This is a genomic window from Mesorhizobium sp. M0296 (assembly GCF_040321675.1).
Taxonomy (GTDB): Bacteria; Pseudomonadota; Alphaproteobacteria; order Rhizobiales; family Rhizobiaceae; genus Mesorhizobium.
Genome location: NZ_JAMYRZ010000033.1, coordinates 56,789 through 77,587, shown reverse-complemented (window position 1 = coordinate 77,587; position 20,799 = coordinate 56,789). Strand labels below are relative to the sequence as shown.

Genomic DNA, 20,799 nt, shown 5'->3' with positions numbered 1-20,799 from the left:
AATGGCAGGCCAAATACCCGAAGCTGGTCAACTGGGTGGAAGATAACATCGAGGAGACGCTGAGCTTCTATCGGCTGCCGCTAGCTCACCACAAGCACATGAAGTCGAACATGCTGGAGCGGCTGAACCAGGAGATCAAGCGGCGCACCCTGGTCGTTCGCATCTTCCCCAACCCGCGGAGCTGCCTGCGGCTGGTTCGGGCATTGGCGGTGAAGATCCACGAGAACTGGCTCGAGGCGACCCGCTACCTCAACATGGATCATCTGCGCGAGCACAAGAAGGAGAGCCTGAGGGCCTTGGCCGCCTGAGCACCGTCATGTGTCCGCCGCTCCGCTAAACACGGGGGCTGCGCGGCGGACACGCCGACGTCACCGCAATGCCACGCCATTTTGCAGAACTTGACGCACACAACTCCAGCCCAGCCGGGTCAGGGTTAGTAGTGAAAAGAGGGGGAAAGGGCGGCTCTGCCCCCTCTCCCCTGCAAGGGGAAAATCGGTCTCCCCGTCCTTCCTCCGCGCGGCCAGGGCCGCGCTCTGTGCAGGATCGACGCGGATCCACATACGCGGATCGGCGCCGACCCCCGGCTTCGCCTTCGGGCGGGTGATCCCCGTCCGATTTGTCGTCTTGCCCCCTCTCCGCCGCTGTTCCGCACGAGCTCGGGAGCAGGAGCGGGGCTCCTGCCCCTTCGGGCAGGATTTCGCTTCGCGGGAAAAAGGGAAATCAGGAGAAAGCATCATGACCGAGACCATAACCATTTCATTGAACAAGCTGGACGTAGACCCGAAGAACGTCCGCAAAACCTATAGCGCCGAGGGTATCGCGGCGCTGGCAGCGAGCAACAGGGCCGATGGCTACAGGCTGCTGCAAAACCTTGTCGTCAGGAAGGGCGACAAGAAGGGCCGCTGTTTCGTGAGCGCTGGCGGGCGACGCCGCGCAGCACTCAATCTGCTGGCCGAGAAGGGAGAGATCGCGAAGGATTCCCCGTTGAATGCAAGGAGCGAGCGGGAGGGGACGCGAAGGCGACCAGTCTTGCCGAAAACGTCTTGCGCGAGGACATGCACTCGGTCGACCAGTACGAGGCGTTCCGCGATCTGGCGGACGAAGGCAAGTCGGTCCCCGACATTGCCGCACGGTTCGGCGCGGCCGAAACGATTGTGCGCCGCTGCCTTGCCCTTGGTCGCGTGTCGCCGCGCCTCTTGGAAGCCTACCGCAACGAGGACATGACCTTTGAGCAGCTTTCGGCCTTCACGATCAGCGACGATCACGAGGCGCAGGAACGGGTGTGGAATGAACTGCCGGCGTGGAACCGTTACGCGCAAAACATTCGTTCCGCGCTTGCTGGCGGGGCGTTCGGGCAAGCGACAAGAGGGTCAAATTTCCTGGGTGGGCTGGACGCCTACGAGGCGGCAGGCGGGAGCGTCAGGCGCGATCTGTTCGATGACAAGGAAGGCGGTTTCGCCGTCGATGTCGTGAAGCTGGACGCCCTTGTCGCAGCCAAGCTTGAAAGCGCTGCCAAGGCAGTGAAGGCGGAAGGCTGGAGATGGGTCGAGATCATGCGAAGCGACGGTCGACTGCCTTGTATCTCGCGTTAGACTTCGTCATAGCGAGCTTATCTCGATGCGGATCATGCCGCACATTGCCGATGATGCGGAAACCCCAGCAATAGCCAAGCTGACAAGGCTAGGGCTGGGGAGTTTTTTCGCTCGGGCCGATGTTGATGGCGGCGCTGCGGGGCACAAGGCCGAGCGTGGCGATGGGACCCCCCCGTCGCGGCTGTCTGCACCTTCCATTAGGCCGTTTCGAGCCGGCTGAACCGAACCGGGATGAGTTTCCGGGTCCCGAGCTGCCCTGCCGCATCCTTGTCGATGACAGTCAGAAACTGTGCTTCTTCAGATCCCAAAGGCAGAACCAGGCGTCCCCCCGGCTTGAGTTGCTTCAGTAAAGCCGGGGGGGTCTGCTCAGCCGCCGCCGTGACCAGGATCTTGTCGAATGGGGCGTGCTCGGGCCAGCCACGAGACCCGTCTCCGACACGAATGCCGACATTGGCTAAGCCGAGGCCCTGCAGGAGAGCCTTCGCATGGATTGCGAATTCCTCGATGATTTCGACGCTCCAAACTTGCCCGGCGAGCTCCGCAAGAATTGCGGTTTGATAGCCCAGGCCGGTGCCGATCTCGAGCACCGCCTCGTGCGGTTGCGGCGCAAGGAGATCGGTCATGAGAGCGACGATGAACGGCTGCGAGACGGTTTTATCGAAGCCGATCGGCAGCGGCATGTCCTGGTAGGCATAAGCTGCAACCGAGGCTGGCACGAAGCGATGCCGCGGCACTCGCCGCATCGCTGCCATCACCCGCTCATCGAGCGCCGCCTTGCCGAGTTCTTCGCTTGCAAGGTCGGTATGGATTGCAATCATCTCGACCATGTGCCTGCGTAGGATCGCCAGATGCTCTTCGTTCATTGGCTTCATGACAGTCGGGCTTTTCCTCAACCAGGCTTGATGCCACAGTAGTCTTATATCCCGTTCAGTCACAGAAACGCCCGCCATCGTTTCCAGTTGCGGGTGCCCAACGGCAAGTGGAGGTGATTTGGGCGTTGCGTTTTGGTCGTTATCGACCACGGCGCGTTCGCAGAAACGAACTCAGACGAACGCACGACTGTTGAGGTGAGGGAAGATGCCGAGTGCAGCCCTCATCGGCAAGCGTTTCGATGAATTCGCCATCCGTTCCAGGCGGAACGCGGGCAACAATGCTTGAGGTGCGCCTCACAATATTGGAAAGCACCCTTCGCGCCTTGCCCGGGCCGATGTTGCGCTGCATGTGCTGGTAGACGGCCAGCAGCAGGACGATATCGTACTTCGGCAGAAGGATATTGCCGAGGCGGCGGCTGCCAAGGTTTAGGCGATCGAACCGGGCATGTACCGGGGAGCCGCTCAACAACATCTTTGCAGTCTCGATATGAGGTTTGGCAATGTCGATCCCATGGATCGAACTCGGTCTTAGCTTAGATATCTCATAGGCGACAACACCCATATTGCAGCCAATATCGAGAATTTCCTTGTCGGCACAAAGTGGCAAGCGAGCCGAACAGCCAGTCGCTAATGCCCTTGAGGTCGTGGTCCCGCCAAGGTGGACCGGGCCGAACCTCGTTGCGGACAGAAAGACTCTCGGCGAGCACGCCGTCGAATGTCATCGCCGAGAGCTGGTTTTGCCAACGTCGAAGACGGCGATATTCGCGCCGTCCGCCTCCTGCCCGTCATGCATTGGGTCAGATCAGACCGTATTGGCGAGCCTTGTTGCGCAGGAAAGGCAAGCCATTGCCCATCACTTCGGCCTCGTCCTTCGCGACCGGCCGCCAGACGGAGAGGCCATAGGAGACTTCCGGCGGCATGTTGATGAAGCTTTCCATGGCAAGTCCGCCCTTGAAGCCGATCGCCGCGAGCGTTGCGTAGATCTCGTCCCAGGGGCAGTTGCCGGTGCCCGGGGTGCCGCGATCGCTCTCTGACAAGTGAATGTATTTCAGGTGCTCACGAGCGGCCAGAATACCATTGGCGGCCCCCTTCTCCTCGATGTTCATGTGATAGGTGTCGAGATGGACAAAGATGTTGTCGGCGCCGACTTTCTCGAGCATCCAGACGGCCTGCGCGCCGGTATTTATCAGGTGGTTCTCGTAGCGGTTCACCGCCTCGATTCCGAGCTCTATGCCGCGCGTCTTGGCGTGCTTGGCGGCGACGGTCAGCACATGCGCGATGTTGTCGTATTCCTTGTCGGTGGGTGGCACGCCGGTGCGTTCACCGATACCACCGAAAATTACACCGGAAAGCGCCAGAGCGCCCATCTCTGCAGTCTTGTCGATGGCCACTTTGAGATGTTCGATGGCGGCATCCGGCCGCACCGAGGCCCAGGCCCGCTCCGGCAAGCCAAGCGAGCAAACAGCTGGAAGATTGTGCTTTTCGAGCAAGGCGCGCGTATGCGCGGCATCGACCGCCGGCGCGTTCAGAAGCGCGATCTCGATAAAGTCCATGCCGTATTTGACGGAAGCGGCGATCGCCTTCTCTGCGCCCGCCCGGTCCCAGTTCATCGTCCACATCGAGGTGTGGACCCCAAAACCATGCATCTAACTCACCCTTTGTTTGTGTTTAGGAACTTTAGGCGCCCAGCAAGCCAGCGCAGGATCATCACGGTGATCATCAAAATGCCCCAGACCGCCGTCGCCAGATGCTGGTTGGCGCCCATCAGATTGAGTCCCGAGGACAGAAGCTGGAGCACCACGAGCGCGACGAAGACAGGGATCACGCGACCGAAGCCGCCGAACGGATTGACCCCGCCAAGAAAGCAGGCAAGCACAGTGATCAGCAGGTAGGACTCGCCGTGGCCGACACGCACCGAATTGAAGCGCGCCAGCATGATGATACCGGCGACCGCGCACATCGCACCGGACAGTGTGTAGACCAGAACCTGCACCTTGCGCGTATTAATGCCGGAGTAGCGCGTGGCCTCGATGTTGGAGCCGATCATATAGGTGTTGAAGCCTAGCTTCATGCGTGTCAGCAGGAGCTGCCAGATCAGCACACAGGTGATGAAAATGAGCAACGGAACCGGGATACCGAGAATCGAACCGTAGCCGATCGGCGCCAGGAAGCTGGGAAAGCCGGACACGTCGCCGCCATGCGTCAGGAACTCACCGAGACCGCGCAGGAAAATCATCATCGACAGCGAGACCAGGATCGGGTGAGCCTTGGTGTTGGCGATAACGAGCCCCATGATCAGTCCACTAAGTGCTCCGACCGCAAGGGCAACGATCGCGCCAAGGACAAAGGCACCAATGCCCGCGTCGACGCCGCCCTGGCTTTGAAGGATCCAAGCGAGCGTCAGCCCGGCGATGTTGGCCGTGAAGGTGATGGCCAGGTTCAGGCCGCCGGTCAGGATCGGGAGCAGCATGGCGAGTGTGAGCAGGCCGAGCTCCGGCAGCTGGTAGGCGACGGAGCCAAAAGTGGCCCGGGAAAGGAAGTTCGGTGCGGCAATGCCGAACACGATCATGACCACCACGAACGCAGCAAGCGGACCTGCCAGTTCGGGGCCAAGCAAGTTGCGGACGCGTTCAATCACAGCCGTCATGAAGGCACCCGCCGGCTTTTCAGGAACGGCAGCAGGCGTTCGATGCTGGTGTTCGACAGGGTGATGGCGGTCAGGATGATGGTGCCGACGATCATCTTGAACGCGAAAGGCGACACGCCCATCAAATTAAGTCCGTTCTGGGTGATCGAGACCAACAGAACGCCAAGAATGCAGCCGAGCACGCTGCCTTTGCCGCCGCCAAGCCGCGCACCGCCAAGGACTACGGCTGCCAGGACGTCGAGTTCGCGCCCATACAGGGCGTTAGGCACGACTTCCTGCGCGTAGTGCGCTTGGACGAGACCGGCGATGCCTGCCATCAGGCCAAGCCAGCCGAAGGCGATAAACTGCATGGCACCAACATTGATGCCGAAGCGGCGCGCGCCTTCGGGATTGTCGCCAAAAGCGTAGAGTTGGCGACCAGTGGTCGTGCGCGTGATCAACGCCCAGGTAGCGAATACGCATATGGCCATAATGAGCACGGGTAGGGTTATCTCCGCCCAGGTGCCGTCAGCCATCTCGCGCTCGAACAGCACCACGCGGTTGGTGAGCCAGTCCGGCAGATTGTAGATCGAAACGCCGCCTGTGAAGAACATCAGCAAGCCGAAGAAAATGTTGAAGGTCGAAATCGTGGCGACGATCGAGATGATCCTGAACCTGTGGATCAGGAAAGCATTGATGCAGCCCAACGCGACGCCCAATGCGCCAGCGATGGTGAGGCCGACAATCCAATTCCCGCCGCCGATCCAGCCAAGGACGATTGCCGTCAGATATTGTACGACGGAGGCAGCAACCGCGAAGGAGATGTCAATGCCGCCGGCAATCAGCACGACGAGCAGACCGACGGCGAAGATGATGTTGACCGAACTTGTGTTCAGGAGGTCAAACGCATTACCGAGGGTGAAGAACCGGTCTGTCGCAAACGACAGGAAGGCGCAGATGACCGCGATGACGGCGAGCAAAGCCAGCTCCGTTGCATGAGAGCGGACAAACCTACGCATAGACCGCCTCTTCGATCGCCTGGAGGGACGTGGCGCCGGGGACATATTCGCCGACAACGCGCCCCTGAGCCATGTGCAGCACACGGTCCGCGTTGAAATAGACTTCCGGTACCTCGTCCGAGATCAGGATAATCGACAGGCCGCTGTCGGCCAGCTTGGAAACGATATCGAATATGCCGGCACGCGCGCCAACATCAACACCGACCGTCGGTCCGTCGAGGATCAGCAGTTTCGGTTGAGTCGCCAGCCATTTTGCAATGGCGACACGTTGCTGATTTCCCCCCGACAGGGTCGAAACCGCGTCTTCCTGCATTCCGATCCTAACGCCGAGATCCCTTATCCAGCTACTGACCAGGGACCATTTGCGATCGCTCGAAATGAAACCGCCCGAAAGAACCTTGTCCAGCGAGGCAATGACCATATTGTCGGCAATTGATTGGGGCTGAATGAGGCCGAGCGACAGCCGGTCTTCCGAAAGATAGGCGACGCCGGCGGCGATCGCGTCACGGTTGGAACCGAAGCGAACGGGCCTGCCATCCAGCACAACAGAGCCGGACCTCGGCTTGCGCATGCCGAACAAGGTCAACGCCAGCTCGGTGCGCCCTGCCCCAAGCAGCCCGGTGACGCCGAGCGTCTCGCCGCGCCGGACCGTCAATGACACATCCTCGAATTCACCGGGCCGCGACAGCCCTTTAACCTCAAGCACGACCGGGCTCGTGCTCAAATCGCGATGCAGGACGGAATAGTCGAAGGTCTTGCCGGTCATCAGCTCTGTGATGCGCGATTGGGTCAGACCTTTGGTCGGATAGACGCCAACCAAGGCGCCGTCGCGCAGCACCGTCACACGGCTGGAGATTTCGAGAACCTCCGCCAAGCGATGACTGACGAACACAACGGCAACGCCCGACGCCGACAGATTGCGCACAATGTCCAGCAGATAGTCGGTTTCAGATTGGGTGAGCGAGGCCGTCGGCTCGTCCATGAAGACAAGCTTCGCTTCGCCGACGAGCGCGCGCGCTATAGCTACGATCTGCCGCTGTGCGATTGGAAAATTGTGGAGTGCGAGATCGACATCGAGGGTAACACCAAGACGTTCCAAGGCGTTGGTCGCGACACGCCGCATTTCGGCATAGTTCACCAGTCGCGGCCAGCGGCCGATGACAGTCTGGAACGCGATGTTCTCGGCGACGGTCATCTCGGGGAACAGGGCGAGGTCCTGCCAGATGACCTGAATTCCGCCGGCCTGCGCCGTCACCGGTGACATATGGGCGTAGCTCTGGCCGTCATAGTCGATCTCGGCGCCGGCCTCGGGCTTGTACACGCCAGTGATGACCTTGATCAGCGTGCTCTTGCCTGAACCGTTCTCGCCGGCGAGGCAATGCACCTCGCCCGGCAGAACCTCGAAGCTGACATTCTTCAGCGCCTTGACGCCGCCAAACGTCATGTTGACATTTCGGAGCGATAGCAGCGGCCGTGACGCGGAGCCATCGGGTGCCTGATCAGCCATCGAGTTGAACCTGGATCTAATCGCGTTGACACATCCTCAGCCGGGCCGGCTCGAGGCCAGCCCGGCTGCCACAGCCTTGCGAGGCTTTACAGGCCCATCGCCGCAAGGCCGTCGACAGTGTCCTTGTTGATCGGGACCAGCTGATCGACGATGATGTTATGGTTTTCGAAGTCGGGCTTGACTGTCCCTAGCCCTTCGATCGTATCGCCATCCTTGACTTCTTTGCCCTTCATGAGCTGGTCGGCCAGCGTGACGAAAACCTCACCCGCCTGCTTCGGATTCCACATGAAGCCGCCGGAGATCGCGTCGCTCTTGATGAGCTTCTGGCCCTGCCCCGGCGAGAATGGGCCGAGCACGAATATCTGGCCCACCTTCCGGCGCTCTTCGATTGCGCGGCCAGCTCCGATCGGGCCTTGGCTGCCGAAGGCAAGGAAGCCTTTCAAGCCGGGATTGGCGGAAATCAGGTCAAGTGCCGTGCTGCGGCTCTTGTCCACATCCTCGGCGACGCCATAACGATCGCCGACAAGCTTCATGTCCGGATGGTTCTTCTTCAGATACGCGATTGCCGCATCGGCCCAGGCATTGTGCAGCGGCACCGTCAGCGAACCAACGAAGACTGCATATTCACCTTTGCCGCCCATCTTATCCGCCAAGAGCTTGGCATGAGCCTCACCGAAGCCGGTCGCGGACGCGAGTTCGAAATCCCAGTCGGCGCCCTTCTGGCCAGGCGATTCATGCGTGATGACGATGATGCCGGCGTCCTTGGCCTTCTTCAGGACAGGTTCAAGCACTTTCGCATCATTCGGCACGACCCCTATGACCTTCACGCCCTGTGCGATCAGATCCTCGATGGCGCGAACCTGCAGTGCCGGATCGGCACTGGTCGGGCCAACCATGAATGCGTCGACGCCGAGCTTCTGGCCGCGCTCCTTGATCCCCGCCTCCATTGCGTTGAACCAGGGAATGCCGCCAATCTTGACGACGACGCCGACTTTGCCGGCCTGCTGTGCCATGGCAGCGATTGATCCGCCAAGCATAAGGGTCGCGGCGAGCGCCGCGATCATGAACTTTTTCATCTGTACTCCTCCCATAACGTTCCGAACGGGAACACACCTCCGCCATCGATTTGTGCTTGCACAATCGATGGTGCATTAACTATTGTGCATCAAGACGCGCTCGTCAAGCGAGATATTGCACCAGCGGGATATTGCTCTAAACAGACGCTCCGGAGGGCCAGATGCATCAGCAGGTCAAGAAGAAGGCGACGATCTATGACCTGTCCGTGCTATCGGGCAGTTCGCCGTCGACCGTGAGCGCGGTGCTGAACGGCACTTGGCGCAAGCGCCGCATCAAGGAAAGTACGGCGGAAACAATTCTCAGCCTCGCCGAACGCCACCAGTACACCACCAATCTGCAGGCGCGAGGCTTGCGACGGTCGCGATCGGGCCTGGTCGGCCTGATGCTGCCCATCCACGACAATCGCTACTTCTCCTCCATGGCGCAGACATTTGAGGGACATGTGCGCAGCCGCGGTCAATGCCCGGTCGTGGTCAGTGCCAGCCGCGACCCGGAAGAGGAACGCCGGACCGCGGAGACGCTGATTTCCTACTCAATCGACCAGCTCTTCATTGTCGGCGCCACCGATCCGGACGGCGTGCACGAGGTCTGCGAGGCGGCGGGACTGAGGCATGTCAACATCGACCTACCAGGAGCAAAGGCGCATTCGGTGATCAGCGACAATTATGAGGGCGCGCGGATGCTGACGGAGGCAATCATCCGCCAGTTCGGCAATGATGACCCCCTGCGGCCGGACGAGCTGTTTCTGTTTGGCGGCCGCAACGACCACGCAAGCCGCGAACGCATCGCCGCTTTCCATGCGACCAAAAAGGCACTGTTGGGCGCCGACCCTGATGACGGAGTACAGTCCTCCGGCTATTCGCCCGACATAACATTGCGTGCCTTCGAGGCATTTTGCCAACGCCATGGCAAGCTGCCGCGCGCATTGTTAATCAATTCGTCGATCAATATGGAGGGTCTGCTGCGTTTCATGGCGGGCCGGCCGGCGGAGATGTTTAGCGAGCTTGTCGTCGGTTGCTACGACTATGACCCATTCGCCTCTTTCCTGCCCTTCCCCGTAATCATGGTGCGGCAGAATTTTGAGGCGATGATTGCGAAGGCGTTCGAACTGATCGATCAACCCCCGGCGGCACCGCAGATTTTCTTGATTGCGCCCGAGTTGATCCAGCCCAGGTCTGCTCTGAAAGGGCCGCTGGATACGTTGAAGGATATAGCGTGAAGCCCCGAAAACCCGTCTTTGCACAGCTCCCCTCACCCGGGTATCAACGCGCGCGCTGCTATGCGTGTTATCTTCGACGCGATCCGGGTCAAGATCAGGGAGGAGGGCTTTAATTCCAGCAGGAATTTCCCTCTGAAAGCAACGCCGCTCGCCGATCGAGCTTTTCACGGCCGAGATGTTTGAACCAGCGGGACGCGCCATTTCGCGACACTTCCCGGCACTTCACGAAATCTGACCTTTTGCGCTACGGCTTGAGTCGACGCCATTACAGTCATTCACAGAACTGACGGGAGCATCGTGCATTCCGCTATCACGCTGTCAGCGGTTCAGGCGGCGGAAACATCTGCTGGAACCGGGCCAGGGCTTCAGCGTCGCCAGCGACGTGGACGGTTCCTTCCTTGATTGCCTGAGCTGCCGTGACCTCACGGAGGAATATCCGGTTGAGCGCTTCCGCATTCATCGTGAACACCGCAGCCGGGGCGTTGGCGCTGCCCTCGCTTGTTGCGCAGGTTTCGCCATCCACCCAAACTAGTCGCCCTGAAGCCGCCCTGCACGGGAGGTCTCGTTGCCACTTGATGGTTCCATTTGGAAGATGGCAGAGACAGGCCCATTCTCTTCCCAAGGTTTCAAATGGCCGTTAGTGCAGTGACAGACTTTGCCCACATGGGAGGTGATGATGGGTCGAGATTTCTCGAAATCGAGCATTTCAGGGAGCCACCGATCAACGATTGGTTAGGAAAATCGCTTCCTCGTCGTCGCGCTGCCTGCCGCCAAGTGCTGCAGCCGCGCTGGCAATGAAGGCCCCGACGACCAGCGACAGCGCGCCAATCAGCGAGAAGGTGGCGCCTGCCTTTCTGGCGGTGTCGGCCGCCTGCTGGGCCTTGACCTTGGCGTCCTGCGCTCTGGCGATTACCGTATCGACGCGAGCGGTGGCATCCGCTTCGGACAGGCCTGTGCGGGCGGCCACCAGCCGCGACAGATAGGTCTTGTCGTCGGCCGATATTTCGTCTGCTGCGGCACTCGCGACTAGAATGCGCGATGCCTGCGCCGTTGCCGCGGCGTCGCTCTCCGGATTGGCGGCAGCGAGCCTTGCCGGATCGGCCGGGCGGAACAGCGTATCGACGAAATACGATGTGGCGTTGTCAGTCGAGGCGCTACCCGCGTTTGCAGCAGCACCTGCCGAAGCGCCCATTGCCGCGCCCGATGCCACAGTCGAAGCAGCCTGGACACCGGTACCTATCGCGGCCGAAAGCGCCGTGCCGAGCACGCCGGCGACGAGCAGCGTCGCCAGCGCCCAGGCCAGGAAGCCGTGAGCGGTATCGCGGAAGAAGACTTCATCGGTGTGGATGCCGACCCATTTGGTGCGCAGGCGTCCGGCGAGGTAGCCGCCCAGGGCCGACGACAGCCACTGCACGACGATCAGCCAGACGGCGGTGGAAACGGCGAAAGTGGTGACTGACGCACCCGAGCCGGACCATGGCGACACCATGCTCAGCCCAAGCCCGGAGCCGAGCAGCATCAAGATGAAGGTAAGCGTTGACGCAGCAAAGGCGCCGGCGACGATTGGCCCCCAGCTGACAGCAGTGGAAGCGGATTCCGTCGGGGCGGAAACGTCGACAGCTGTTACGGTGGACTGCATCGAAGCCTCCCTACCGTGCGAACAGTATGATCAGAATAATGATCGGAATTGGGACTCCGAGAAGCCAGAGCAAAATGCCACGTCCCATGGATGCCTCCTGCGGCGATTGTGATCAACTACAATGCCTTGAAAGACTTTCCGTTCCGGCGCTCCTCGGCTATCTTGTTGCGATACAGCAGCCGGCATGGTGCGCCAGGATGCACTTCATGCCTGCTCCTGCGTATTCTGGATCGCGGCTCAGATATCCAGATTGGCGACCGACAGCGCGTTCTCCTGGATGAATTCGCGCCTTGGCTCGACCTCGTCGCCCATCAGCGTGAAGACAGGCTTTCCGCGTCAGTCACGTCATTGACCTTGACCTGTAAGAACGAGCGCACGAAGCGCTCTGCGATTTCACCGATGTTCATGGTCCGCCTCCATTTCTTGGCTGTTCTGTTCCTCACCACCGTGCGTACGGTTGATCGTCACCGTGCACGTAATCAGGTGTTCCAGTCCGGGCCGTCTTCGACGATGTGATGAAGCTCGGAAATCTCTTCAGAATAGTGCTCGATCGACAACCTCGACCCAAAGGCAGAGGAGCGAAAGGCGTTCCTGATACAGCATCGGCACCATGCCGTCGGCACACGAGCTTAGCGAGCGCGATGCGCCGCACGGACTGTTGCTTGCCATCGGCAACGAAAAGGAAGCCGCGCCCTGCTTGCCTGGGCTCGATCGACGGTCGGCGGCAAGTCATTCCCTGTCAGTCGCACCGGAGTCCGGTCGCCGATATCATTCTAACGGCGCTCACTGCCGTGGGCATAAGGCACCCCTTCAGGCTGGTTAGGCGGAGCTTACCAAAAAAGTGCTGTTCGAACGGAACACAGAAAGCGCAGGCAAGTTCGGTGCGCAGTGGAGGAGGTTGCGCCATGAACAGTGTCATTTATCTCATCGGCCTTGTCTGGCGTGGCTGATGCTCGGCAAAGGCACTTCGCTAGACAGTTCAGCGCCAGGTGCGTATCGGAGCGGCAGGCCATCTGGGGGCTCCCGCAATTTCTCCGACCGGCAGAGCTTCGGCGAGGGCTGGCAGGAGTCGAGCAGCGAGTACTATGGTGCCGAAAGCGAAGCTGCCGGAGGCGGCTCCATGCTCTCAGATGCCGCTGATTCGGTGGCTTCGGTAGCAGGCGGTGCTACCGAAGCTGTTACAGACCTTGCGAGCGGGGCCAGAGAAAAGTTGAGAAGCACGGGCGGACAAGTCGCCTCGGGCGTTAGTGATGCGGCTGCACAGGCGCGCGAATCTGCGCTGGACTTGTTCCAGCGCGAACCTCTGGCAATGGCTGCTGTCGGCCTCGCCGTGGGCACCGCCATCGGTGTGATGCTGCCCCACACCGCCACGGAAGACGAGCAACTTGGCCGTTACAGCGACCAGCTCCGTGAGAGTGCCGAGGTCGTCCTCGAGAATGGCATGGAGCAAGCCAAGCAGGTCGCCGCCGAAGCCTATGAGACCGTAAAGGAAGAGGCTGACCGCCAGGGCGCCAGCGGCGACGAGACGCTAGTCGACCGCGTCGGCGAAGTGGTAAAGAAGACGGCAAGCAAAACCGAGGAAGCTATTCGCGATCGTTTGTCGGAGACGGACGAGCCTCCCAAAACTTCGTCATAGCGCTGCCGCCGGTTTTGTGGTGCGCTGGCGAAGCTGTTCTTGAGGTCCACCGAACTAGCGTTTCAGGCTATTCCGTACCGTCCCCTGCTTCTTTGAAAATATTGGGCTTCTGGATTTATTTGTCTCGCACTGTCCGGCCCCGTCCCGTACTCATGTGGGCTCGTGACGGCAAGCGGCGTGAAATGGGCTTGGGCGCCTATCCCGTCGTCACACTTGCAAAGGCACGAGCGAAGGCCACCGAGTGCAGGTCTGCGGTTGAGGAAGGCCGCGATCCAATTGCAGAGAAAGCGAAGGAAGCAGAGCCGACTTTCGGGGACTGCGCTGACAAGTACATCGCCACCATCAAGTCCGAATGGCGGACAAGCACGAATATCAGTGGAATCAGACGCTCACCAGTTTCTGCGAGAGCATCCGGCCGAAGCGGGTTTCGACAATCACAACCGAAGACGTTCTAGAAGTTCTTGCGCCCATCTGGCAGGCCAAAGCCGAGACGGCATAGAGGCTTCGCGGGCGTATCGAGCGCGTTCTAGAGTTCGCAAAGGTGAAGGGCTGGCGCTCGGGAGAGAACCCGGCGGCATGGCGCGGCAACTTGCGGAACCTCTTGCCGAAGCGCCAGCGGTTGCAGCGAGGCCATCAGCCGGCAATGCCGTATGCTGAAATCCCCGCGTTCACGGCTCGCTTGCGGAAGGCATAGGCGATGGCAGCTCGTGCGCTAGAGTTCACAATCCTGACTGTGGCCAGATCCGGCGAAACGTGGAAAGAAATCGATTTTAAGGGAAAGCTCTGGAATGTGCCGAAAGAGCGCATGAAGGCCGGCGCCCCGCATACCGTTCCGCTATCGATCGAGGCCCTGGCGATTCTGGAAGCCCTGCACGAGCAACGGCAGGAGGGACAGGAATTCATCTTCACCCGTGACGGTGAGAACCCTCTGTCAAATATGGCCATGATGATGCTGCTTCGGCGCATGAAGCAGACGGAAATCACAGTTCACGGTTTCCGCTCTGGTTTCCGGGATTGGTGCGGCGACGCCACAAGCTTCCCGCGCGAAGTTGCGGAGGCCGCCCTGGCTCACAAGGTCGGGGATGAAACCGAACGAGCCTACCGCCGGTCTGACGCGCCCAAAGGTAAGGCTCATGGCCTCTGCCGCCACGGGCGATTCACTTGCGAGGCGATCGAGCAGCGCAAAGAGATTGCCGCGTTGGTAGCCGAGGCGCGGCGAACAGCGGCCGCTGTGGTATGAATGGACCTAGTTCGCCAATCACACAGCGATGCCCGTGCCCCTAACCTTCAAGTCGCACGACCCAGAGCGGATGAAACTAAAGCCGCTTCCGTTCCCGGCAGTTCGAACAGCATGGGCAGATGGCGACACTCGGCTTCGTCCACGATCAGCTCCTCGATAGTCGCGATGGAAAGATGGCTTTTGAGGCGCAGCCGGACAACCGCCGCGAATTTGTGAACGGGGACCGGTACCGCGCCGGCGTGATGGGCTAGCAGAGTATTGATCTCAGCAACTACCTTTGGATCGACGGCGTGGGGCAATGGCAGCATGAGAGCACTCCTTTCGGAAGTAACTCTAAGCGGATCAGGGCGATGAGTCTGGCGGCGTACGTTTTTAACCAAATGCGCGGACATCATTGGACGTCAGATCACGCTCGTTAGCGGTTGCGTGCATTCGAGCGGCGGGCGCCGGCTGCATAGCCAATCGTGAAGCAAGATGAACCTTCCCCGCATTATTGTGTTTGTAGGGATGCCTCGCTTTTTCTTCGACTTCACCGATACCAGGCAAGTCTTCCGCGACGTCGAAGGCACAGATCTGCCCGATCTCGAAGCTGCAAAACAAGAGGCGGTGAGAGCCTTGGTCGAGATCACCACAGATAAGCTGCCGGATGGCCCCTATCGAGAGTTTGTGATGAAGGTACCCGACGAGAGTGACCAGACGTTCGCAGAGGCAGTGCTCAAGTTTGAGCTGCGGGAGCGCTAGCGGTCTTCAAATGGTTTCCGCCTGGGACAAGTTTGACATAGTAACTGGTCGATTGAATGAGCGCCTCGCCCGCGCAGACATCGAAGACCTTCGGCAGACCCTCGGCGAAACCCGCCGTGTAATCGCAGCAGCCCGTAAGCTGTTGGACCGGCTAGCCGTAGGCCACGGGGCCATCTCGTCAGAAAGCAGCTCCTCCCGCCCTACCTAGGCGCTGCTGATGCCCGCTATGCGGCTCAGTTCGAATTTGACCACGATCTGCACTACCTGGTTGCCTGCTTCATCGCGGACTTGAATGCTAGCCTCGCGGTAGGTGCCATCGGGCAGCTTTTCTCTTGCGTTCAAACAGCGTTTTTGCTGCCTCGTCCTCCGCAGATTCCAGGTTCGGAAGCTCTGAACCTTTAGGGTCTGGGAAGGTCTCTCCATTGCTGGACAAGTCGAAGAAATAGCGCGGCATCAGTCCTAACTAGGATTGCCGGAAAATGTTCAAGGTCTCTTTTTTACATACAAAGAGCTAATTCACCATGTCCCGCAGGGGCTTCTTGCGCTTCGGTGGCCGGTATTTCTCCACCAGCCTGATCTTGTCGATGTCGATCGTCTCGAGTACAACAGCGCGACGTGGTTCAGCCGCGCATTGTGCTTTTGCCCACCGAAGGGCGCTCGACGTGGCGCGTGTCCAAGCCCGAAGGTAGTCAGCCCAACGTCAGTCCGGCATGGCGCGCCGCATCGCGCAGGAATGGCAGCCCGACTTCGATGACGTCGCGCGGATCTTCCGCCACCGGACGCCACACCGCCAGGCCGCCGGCAATGTCGACATCGACATGGTTCATGCTTTCGAGCGTGATCGCGCCCCGGTAGCCGATATCGGCGATCGCCTTCATGCAGGCCCGCCAGTTGAGCATGCCGCGCCCCGGCACACCGCGATTGGCCTCCGAGACATGGACATAGCCGAGGAAGGGTGCCGCTGCGGCGAAGCCGGCGGCAAAGCTCTCCTCCTCGATATGCATGTGGTAGGTGTCGAGGTGGATGAAGACGTTGCCGGCGCCGACCCGCTCGATAATCTTTGCCGCATCGATGCCGCGGTTGATTAGATGTGTCTCGTAGCGGTTACAAGGCTCGATGCCGAGCTTCAGCCCATGCGCCTTGGCAGCCTTCGCCGCGCGCCCGAGGAATCGGCACATGCCGTCGATTTCTGCCGTGGTCGGCGCACGGCCCGAGGTCTTGCCGATCGTGCCATAGGTGACGCCGCCGAGCGCCGCGCTGCCGACCGCTTCGCAAACCCGGAAGGCCGGCTCGAGGAAAGCCAGCGCCTCGTCCGGCCGCTCGACCACGTCGAGCGCGCGCGGCAGGCCGAGCGATGGGATGAGCTCGATACCCTGGCGTTCGGCGAAGGCGCATGTCTGCTTGGTGTCGATCTCCTCGGGTCGCAGCAGCGGGATCTCGAGCAGGCCGATGCCGAGTTCCTTCAGCCGCTCCATCTGCGGCTCGATCAGGTCAAGGTCCCAGACCGGAGCAATGGCGAAAGTGTGCAATCCAAAAACATTCATCGGTCAGCCTCGTTGTTCGTGCGCCGCGGCGGCACTGGTATCGCCGCCGCCGACGATGCGGCTGACGACTTCGTTCATGTTGGTCCTGGCTGTGACGAGATCGGCATCGGCCCGCCCGTGGCGCAGCACCACGATGCGGTCGGTGACCGAAAGCACGTCGTTCAGCCGGTGCGAGATCAGGATGACGGCGATGCCTTCGGACTTCAGCCGACGGATGAGATCGAGCACGCTCTGCACCTCGCGCACGGCGAGCGCCGCAGTCGGCTCGTCCATGATCACCAGCTTCGGATTGAAAGTCAGCGCCCGGGCGATCGCCACCGTCTGCTGCTGGCCGCCCGAGAACGAGCCGACCGAGCGGTTGATCGACGGCAAATGCGCCCCTAACCGCTCAATCATCTTTGCCGCCTGGCGGTCCATCTCGGTCTTGTCGACGAAGCCGGGAAACAGCCCGAACAGTTTTCTGGTCGGCTCGCGGCCCAGAAAGATGTTGGCCGCCACGTCCTGCTGCTTGGCCAGCGACAGATCCTGGTAGATCATCTCGATGCCGAGCTCGCGCCGCTGGCCGGGATCGAGTGGCAGGATGTCCTTGCCGTCGAGTTCGATCGATCCGGTATCGGCGCGGTAGATGCCTGTGATGGTCTTCATCAGCGTCGATTTGCCGGCCCCATTGTCGCCGACAAGGCCGACCACCTCGCCCGCTTCGACCGAGAGGTCGACGCCGTGCAGCACATCGACGGCGCCAAAACTCTTGCGGATGCCGTGGAGGGTGAGAAGGGTCATACGCGTGACTCCTTCCGCACCTGATACTGGTCGATGAACACCGCAAGGATCAGCACGGCGCCGATCGCCATTTGCTGGTAATAGGATTGGACGGCAAGCAGCGTCAGCCCATTCTGCAGCACGCCCATGATCAGCGCACCGATCATCGTGCCGAGGATCGAGGCGCGGCCGCCGAACAGATTGGTGCCGCCGATGATCGCCGCGGTGATCGCTGTCAACTCATAGTTGATGCCGGCGGTCGGGTCGCCGGCGTTGACGCGTGCCGTGAACAGCAGGCCGGCGAGACCGGCAAGCGCCCCGGACAGCGTGTAGATGATGCGGCGATGGTGTTCGATACGGATACCGGCGGCGCGCGCAGCGCCTTCGCTATCGCCGAGCGCCAGCGTGTGGCGGCCGAAGCGCGTGTATGCAAGCACGCAATGCGCGATGATAGCTGTGAGCACCAGCAGGATGACCGGCATTGGAATGCCAAACGGCCGGCCCTGACCAATATAGACGATCGCCGCAGGCAGTCCGTAGATCGCCCTGCCCTGCGAGATCACCAGCGCCAGACCGCGCGCCAGGCCAAGCATGCCGAGCGTGACGATGAAGGCCGGTACGAAGGCGCGAGTGACCAATTGCCCGTTGATATAACCCGCTAGCCCGCCGGCCACGATGCAAGCGGCGACCGCGAACACCGAAGGCCAGCCGAGGTTGACGGCAACGAATGCGCCCGCAACACCGGCAAGTCCCATGACCGAGCCGAGCGACAGATCAAGCCCGCCCGAGCCGATGACGAAGGTGGCGGCGATCGCCAGCACGCCGATCGTTGACGTCGCCAGCAGGATGTTGAGAAAATTGCTGAGCGACAGGAAATACGGCGACAGCACCGCCATCGCCGCGCTCAGCGCCAGCAGCACCACCAGCGACTCCAGTCTTATATGGAGCCGTTCGACGGACGCACGCTGCACCCGAGCCCAGAACCCAGGCTGTGCCATTTCAGAAGCCATTTGCCTCACCTTTGAAAAAGGTGGCTGGCGCAGGCTAAACCCGCGCCAGCCCAGTCCGGGAGGACTATTTCACGTATTCGAGCATCGGCTCCTTGCCGGCATCGAGCACATCCTTGGTCAGCACCAGGGTCGGCACGGCGATGCTGTCCTCGACCTTGTCGCCCGCCAGCGCCTTCTTGACGTTTTCGACCGCCTGCTTGCCGACGAGGTAAGGCAGCTGTGCCACCGAGGCGTTGAGCCGCCCGTCCTTGATCGACTTCACCGCATCCGAATTGCCGTCGACGCCGATGATGGTCACCTGCGGCCCCTTGCCGGCGGCATAGACGGATTCCACCGCGCCCAGCGCCATGCCGTCATTGGCGCAGAAGATGGCAACGAGGTCGGGATGCGCCGTCAGCGTATCAGTGGCGATCGAGGCCGCCTTGCCGCGGTCCCAGTCGCCCGGCAGCGACGCGACGATTTCCAACCCTGGTGCCAGCTCCTTGAGCTTGTCGGCAAAACCCTTGGCGCGCTTCTCGCCGGTGATGTTGCCCGAAAGGCCTTCGATCACCAGCACCGGGCCTTTGGCGTCCTTGCCTAGCTTGGAAACGAGATATTCGGCGCCTTGCGCGCCGGCCGCAACATTGTCGGAGCCGATATGGAAGGTGACTTTGATACCTTCCTTGTCGAGCACCGCCTGATCGAGATTGTTGTCGAGATCGACGATCTTGATGCCGGCATCCTGCGCGGTCTTCAGGCAAGGAAGCAGATTGGTCGAGTTGATGGCGGCGGTGATCATCGCCACCGGCTTGCGTTCGAGCATCGTGTTGCAGAGGTTGAGCTGCGGCTCGGCGGCCTGGTCGCTTTCGGCCGCCTGCTGGAAATATTTCACGCCAGCTTCCTTGGCACCGTCCTCGACGCCCTTTCCCATCGCACCCCAGAACGGGTTAGCCAGCGTCTTCATCAGCACGCCGTATTCACCATCCTCCGCCTTCGCCGCGCTGATGGCGGAGAGCACCATCGCAACGCACAGAGCCAAGGTAAATCGATTTATCTTCAGAACGAACGGTGTCATTTTTCATCCTCCGGTTGACGTCACGTGCCGCGAGCCAAGGCCAGGTGCAGCGCTACTGGTTTTCGACAATGGGGGTTATTGTCGGTCTCCTCCCCCGGAATGCGGGACGTTACCTGGCGAGCCAACGGATTCCCGCATCAAAACCTTGCAAGGCTCGAGCCGCGCGATCGGCGGCCCCTCCTCGCCTTCGATCCTGGCAAACAGCGCCTCCATGGCGTGGCTGGCGATCTGACGCATCGGCTGCACCACGGCGGCGATAGCCGGCCATGTCACCTGCATCCATTCGGCATCGTCGAAGCCGATCAGCGAAATGTCGTTGGGGCAGTGCCAGCCGCGGCGGCGAAATTCGGACAGCGCCACCAGCGTGCCCTTGAGGAACAGCGAATAGACCGCCGTCGGTCGTTCGCCTTTTGCAAAATAGTCGCGCAATTGCGCCCGCAGCGGTTCGACGTCGGTTTCCGCAAGCACGACGTCGATGCGGACATCCGGCGCCAGCGCCCGCGCGGCGGCGCGAAAGCCCTCGAGGCGGGCGCGCACGGTCGCCGCCTGTTCGCCAAGACCGACGACCAGAATGTGGCGGTGGCCCTTGCCGATCAGTTGGCCCGCGACCTCAGCGCTAGCGGAAGCACTGTCGGCCGACACGGTATCGAAGGCGTCATCGGACAGCACGCGGTCGATCAGCACGCCGGTCATGCCGTTGGCCTTCATGAATGCGGCAGCCGGGCCGTGCTCGTTGCGCACTGGCGCCAGCACCACGCCGGCCACCCGCCAGTCATGCATGCGGGCCAGGATCTCCGTTTCGCGCGCCTCGGATTCGCGGCTCGATGCCGCCACCAGCGTATAGCCGCGCTGCTCGGCGTGGCTCTCGAGCTGAGTGATCATCTGGCCGAAGAACTCGCTTTCGAACTCGGGCATGATAGCGCCGATGATGCGGCGCTTGGCCCGGCGCATGTCGGAGGCAAGCGGATCGACGCGGTAGCCCAGCAGCTCGATGGCGTCGATGACGCGCTGCGCATTCTCTAGCTTCACCGTGGTGACGCCGGCCATCACCTTGGAGACGGTGGCAGCGGACACGCCGGCATGGCTGGCTACGTCGTGGATCGACGGACGCCGCTGCTGGGCTTGTCGATGCGCCATTGTTCTCCTCCTGGGGCGGATAGACGCATTCTCGTCCGCTATCAAAATTAGTAAATCGATTTTTCACGATTGTAAATCGTTTAATCTTGAGTAAACATTCCCTTCAGGAAAGCGCGGACGCGGATCG

General features: G+C 61.0%; 25 protein-coding genes and 2 pseudogenes. 10 read left to right on the top strand and 17 right to left on the bottom strand.

The features are described 5' to 3' along the window. From NKI97_RS26335 to NKI97_RS26325, 3 genes and pseudogenes are all read left to right on the top strand, one after another. A partial coding sequence (locus tag NKI97_RS26335; protein WP_352837460.1) for a transposase occupies nt 1–308 on the top strand: 308 nt, incomplete at its 5' end. Between the two features lie 427 nt (nt 309–735). Then, nucleotides 736–897: pseudogene (locus NKI97_RS26330) on the top strand (hypothetical protein); the annotation flags it as partial. A 146-nt stretch (nt 898–1,043) separates the two neighbouring features. Continuing rightward, nucleotides 1,044–1,592 (top strand): ParB/RepB/Spo0J family partition protein, encoded by a 549-nt coding sequence (locus tag NKI97_RS26325; RefSeq protein WP_352453126.1) that lies wholly within the window; start codon nt 1,044–1,046, stop codon nt 1,590–1,592. 197 nt (nt 1,593–1,789) lie between these two features. Here NKI97_RS26325 and NKI97_RS26320 read toward each other — a convergent pair whose 3' ends face one another. From NKI97_RS26320 to NKI97_RS26290, 7 genes are all read right to left on the bottom strand, one after another. Continuing rightward, nucleotides 1,790–2,464, bottom strand: coding sequence for a protein-L-isoaspartate(D-aspartate) O-methyltransferase (locus NKI97_RS26320; protein ID WP_352837457.1), 675 nt, complete (start codon nt 2,462–2,464; stop codon nt 1,790–1,792). A 139-nt stretch (nt 2,465–2,603) separates the two neighbouring features. Then, nucleotides 2,604–3,071, bottom strand: coding sequence for a class I SAM-dependent methyltransferase (locus NKI97_RS26315; RefSeq protein ID WP_352453097.1), 468 nt, complete (start codon nt 3,069–3,071; stop codon nt 2,604–2,606). A gap of 190 nt (nt 3,072–3,261) precedes the next feature. Then, on the bottom strand, nt 3,262–4,110 hold the full coding sequence (locus NKI97_RS26310) for a sugar phosphate isomerase/epimerase family protein (RefSeq protein WP_352453096.1): 849 nt from the start codon (nt 4,108–4,110) through the stop codon (nt 3,262–3,264). A 5-nt stretch (nt 4,111–4,115) separates the two neighbouring features. Continuing rightward, nucleotides 4,116–5,111 carry an ABC transporter permease gene (locus tag NKI97_RS26305; protein WP_352749832.1) on the bottom strand — a complete coding sequence of 332 codons (996 nt, stop codon included), beginning with the start codon at nt 5,109–5,111 and terminating at the stop codon, nt 4,116–4,118. Next, a complete protein-coding gene (locus NKI97_RS26300) occupies nt 5,108–6,109 on the bottom strand; it encodes an ABC transporter permease (protein ID WP_352453094.1) in 1,002 nt (333 codons plus the stop codon). The genes NKI97_RS26305 and NKI97_RS26300 overlap by 4 nt, the downstream gene beginning before the upstream one ends. Further along, nucleotides 6,102–7,616, bottom strand: coding sequence for a sugar ABC transporter ATP-binding protein (locus NKI97_RS26295; protein ID WP_352453093.1), 1,515 nt, complete (start codon nt 7,614–7,616; stop codon nt 6,102–6,104). Before NKI97_RS26295 ends, NKI97_RS26300 begins: the two co-directional genes overlap by 8 nt. A gap of 86 nt (nt 7,617–7,702) precedes the next feature. Then, nucleotides 7,703–8,692: an autoinducer 2 ABC transporter substrate-binding protein gene (locus NKI97_RS26290; protein ID WP_352453092.1), complete on the bottom strand. Its 990-nt coding sequence runs from the start codon at nt 8,690–8,692 to the stop codon at nt 7,703–7,705. A 161-nt stretch (nt 8,693–8,853) separates the two neighbouring features. Between NKI97_RS26290 and NKI97_RS26285 the strand changes: the two genes are divergently transcribed. Further along, nucleotides 8,854–9,912 (top strand): LacI family DNA-binding transcriptional regulator, encoded by a 1,059-nt coding sequence (locus NKI97_RS26285; RefSeq protein WP_352453091.1) that lies wholly within the window; start codon nt 8,854–8,856, stop codon nt 9,910–9,912. A gap of 310 nt (nt 9,913–10,222) precedes the next feature. On the opposite strand, the gene NKI97_RS26280 is transcribed toward NKI97_RS26285, so the two are convergent. Next, nucleotides 10,223–10,435 carry an alkyl sulfatase C-terminal domain-containing protein gene (locus NKI97_RS26280; protein ID WP_352453090.1) on the bottom strand — a complete coding sequence of 71 codons (213 nt, stop codon included), beginning with the start codon at nt 10,433–10,435 and terminating at the stop codon, nt 10,223–10,225. A gap of 198 nt (nt 10,436–10,633) precedes the next feature. Beyond that, nucleotides 10,634–11,551: a hypothetical protein gene (locus NKI97_RS26275; RefSeq protein WP_352837454.1), complete on the bottom strand. Its 918-nt coding sequence runs from the start codon at nt 11,549–11,551 to the stop codon at nt 10,634–10,636. Between the two features lie 108 nt (nt 11,552–11,659). Here NKI97_RS26275 and NKI97_RS26270 point away from each other — a divergent pair, with 108 nt between their 5' ends. The 5 genes and pseudogenes from NKI97_RS26270 to NKI97_RS26255 all read left to right on the top strand — a co-directional run bounded on the left by NKI97_RS26270 (nt 11,660) and on the right by NKI97_RS26255 (nt 14,427). Then, nucleotides 11,660–12,067, top strand: a complete 408-nt coding sequence (locus tag NKI97_RS26270) for a hypothetical protein (protein ID WP_352822349.1) — start codon at nt 11,660–11,662, stop codon at nt 12,065–12,067. 604 nt (nt 12,068–12,671) lie between these two features. Further along, the gene (locus NKI97_RS26265; protein ID WP_352837451.1) at nt 12,672–13,187 is read left to right on the top strand and encodes a hypothetical protein; all 516 of its coding nucleotides are present in this window, start codon (nt 12,672–12,674) and stop codon (nt 13,185–13,187) included. Nucleotides 13,188–13,339: 152 nt separating this feature from the next. Next, nucleotides 13,340–13,420: pseudogene (locus tag NKI97_RS35535) on the top strand (hypothetical protein); the annotation flags it as partial. 119 nt (nt 13,421–13,539) lie between these two features. Further along, complete coding sequence (locus NKI97_RS35530; RefSeq protein ID WP_502907122.1) at nt 13,540–13,686, top strand: phage integrase central domain-containing protein; 147 nt, start codon at nt 13,540–13,542, stop codon at nt 13,684–13,686. A 198-nt stretch (nt 13,687–13,884) separates the two neighbouring features. Next, on the top strand, nt 13,885–14,427 hold the full coding sequence (locus tag NKI97_RS26255) for a tyrosine-type recombinase/integrase (RefSeq protein ID WP_352452064.1): 543 nt from the start codon (nt 13,885–13,887) through the stop codon (nt 14,425–14,427). Nucleotides 14,428–14,474: 47 nt separating this feature from the next. Here the strand turns inward: NKI97_RS26255 and NKI97_RS26250 are convergent, their stop codons facing one another. Further along, a complete protein-coding gene (locus NKI97_RS26250; RefSeq protein ID WP_352747086.1) occupies nt 14,475–14,735 on the bottom strand; it encodes a hypothetical protein in 261 nt (86 codons plus the stop codon). A 166-nt stretch (nt 14,736–14,901) separates the two neighbouring features. On the opposite strand from NKI97_RS26250, the gene NKI97_RS26245 reads away from it, so the two are divergent. After that, nucleotides 14,902–15,168 carry a DUF6894 family protein gene (locus NKI97_RS26245; protein WP_352452062.1) on the top strand — a complete coding sequence of 89 codons (267 nt, stop codon included), beginning with the start codon at nt 14,902–14,904 and terminating at the stop codon, nt 15,166–15,168. A 204-nt stretch (nt 15,169–15,372) separates the two neighbouring features. Here NKI97_RS26245 and NKI97_RS26240 read toward each other — a convergent pair whose 3' ends face one another. The 7 genes from NKI97_RS26240 to NKI97_RS26215 all read right to left on the bottom strand — a co-directional run bounded on the left by NKI97_RS26240 (nt 15,373) and on the right by NKI97_RS26215 (nt 20,672). Then, on the bottom strand, nt 15,373–15,510 hold the full coding sequence (locus NKI97_RS26240) for a hypothetical protein (RefSeq protein WP_352837448.1): 138 nt from the start codon (nt 15,508–15,510) through the stop codon (nt 15,373–15,375). Beyond that, entirely contained in the window at nt 15,464–15,622 is a 159-nt protein-coding gene (locus NKI97_RS35525) for a DUF6894 family protein (protein WP_502907121.1), read from the bottom strand. The genes NKI97_RS26240 and NKI97_RS35525 overlap by 47 nt, the downstream gene beginning before the upstream one ends. Before the next feature lie 235 nt (nt 15,623–15,857). After that, nucleotides 15,858–16,712, bottom strand: coding sequence for a sugar phosphate isomerase/epimerase family protein (locus NKI97_RS26235; protein ID WP_352452061.1), 855 nt, complete (start codon nt 16,710–16,712; stop codon nt 15,858–15,860). A gap of 3 nt (nt 16,713–16,715) precedes the next feature. Continuing rightward, nucleotides 16,716–17,492, bottom strand: coding sequence for an ATP-binding cassette domain-containing protein (locus tag NKI97_RS26230; RefSeq protein WP_352452060.1), 777 nt, complete (start codon nt 17,490–17,492; stop codon nt 16,716–16,718). Next, entirely contained in the window at nt 17,489–18,481 is a 993-nt protein-coding gene (locus NKI97_RS26225) for an ABC transporter permease (RefSeq protein WP_352747090.1), read from the bottom strand. Before NKI97_RS26225 ends, NKI97_RS26230 begins: the two co-directional genes overlap by 4 nt. A gap of 64 nt (nt 18,482–18,545) precedes the next feature. Then, nucleotides 18,546–19,535, bottom strand: coding sequence for a sugar ABC transporter substrate-binding protein (locus NKI97_RS26220; protein WP_352747093.1), 990 nt, complete (start codon nt 19,533–19,535; stop codon nt 18,546–18,548). Between the two features lie 75 nt (nt 19,536–19,610). After that, entirely contained in the window at nt 19,611–20,672 is a 1,062-nt protein-coding gene (locus tag NKI97_RS26215; RefSeq protein WP_352452057.1) for a LacI family DNA-binding transcriptional regulator, read from the bottom strand. Between the last annotated feature and the right edge of the window lie 127 nt (nt 20,673–20,799).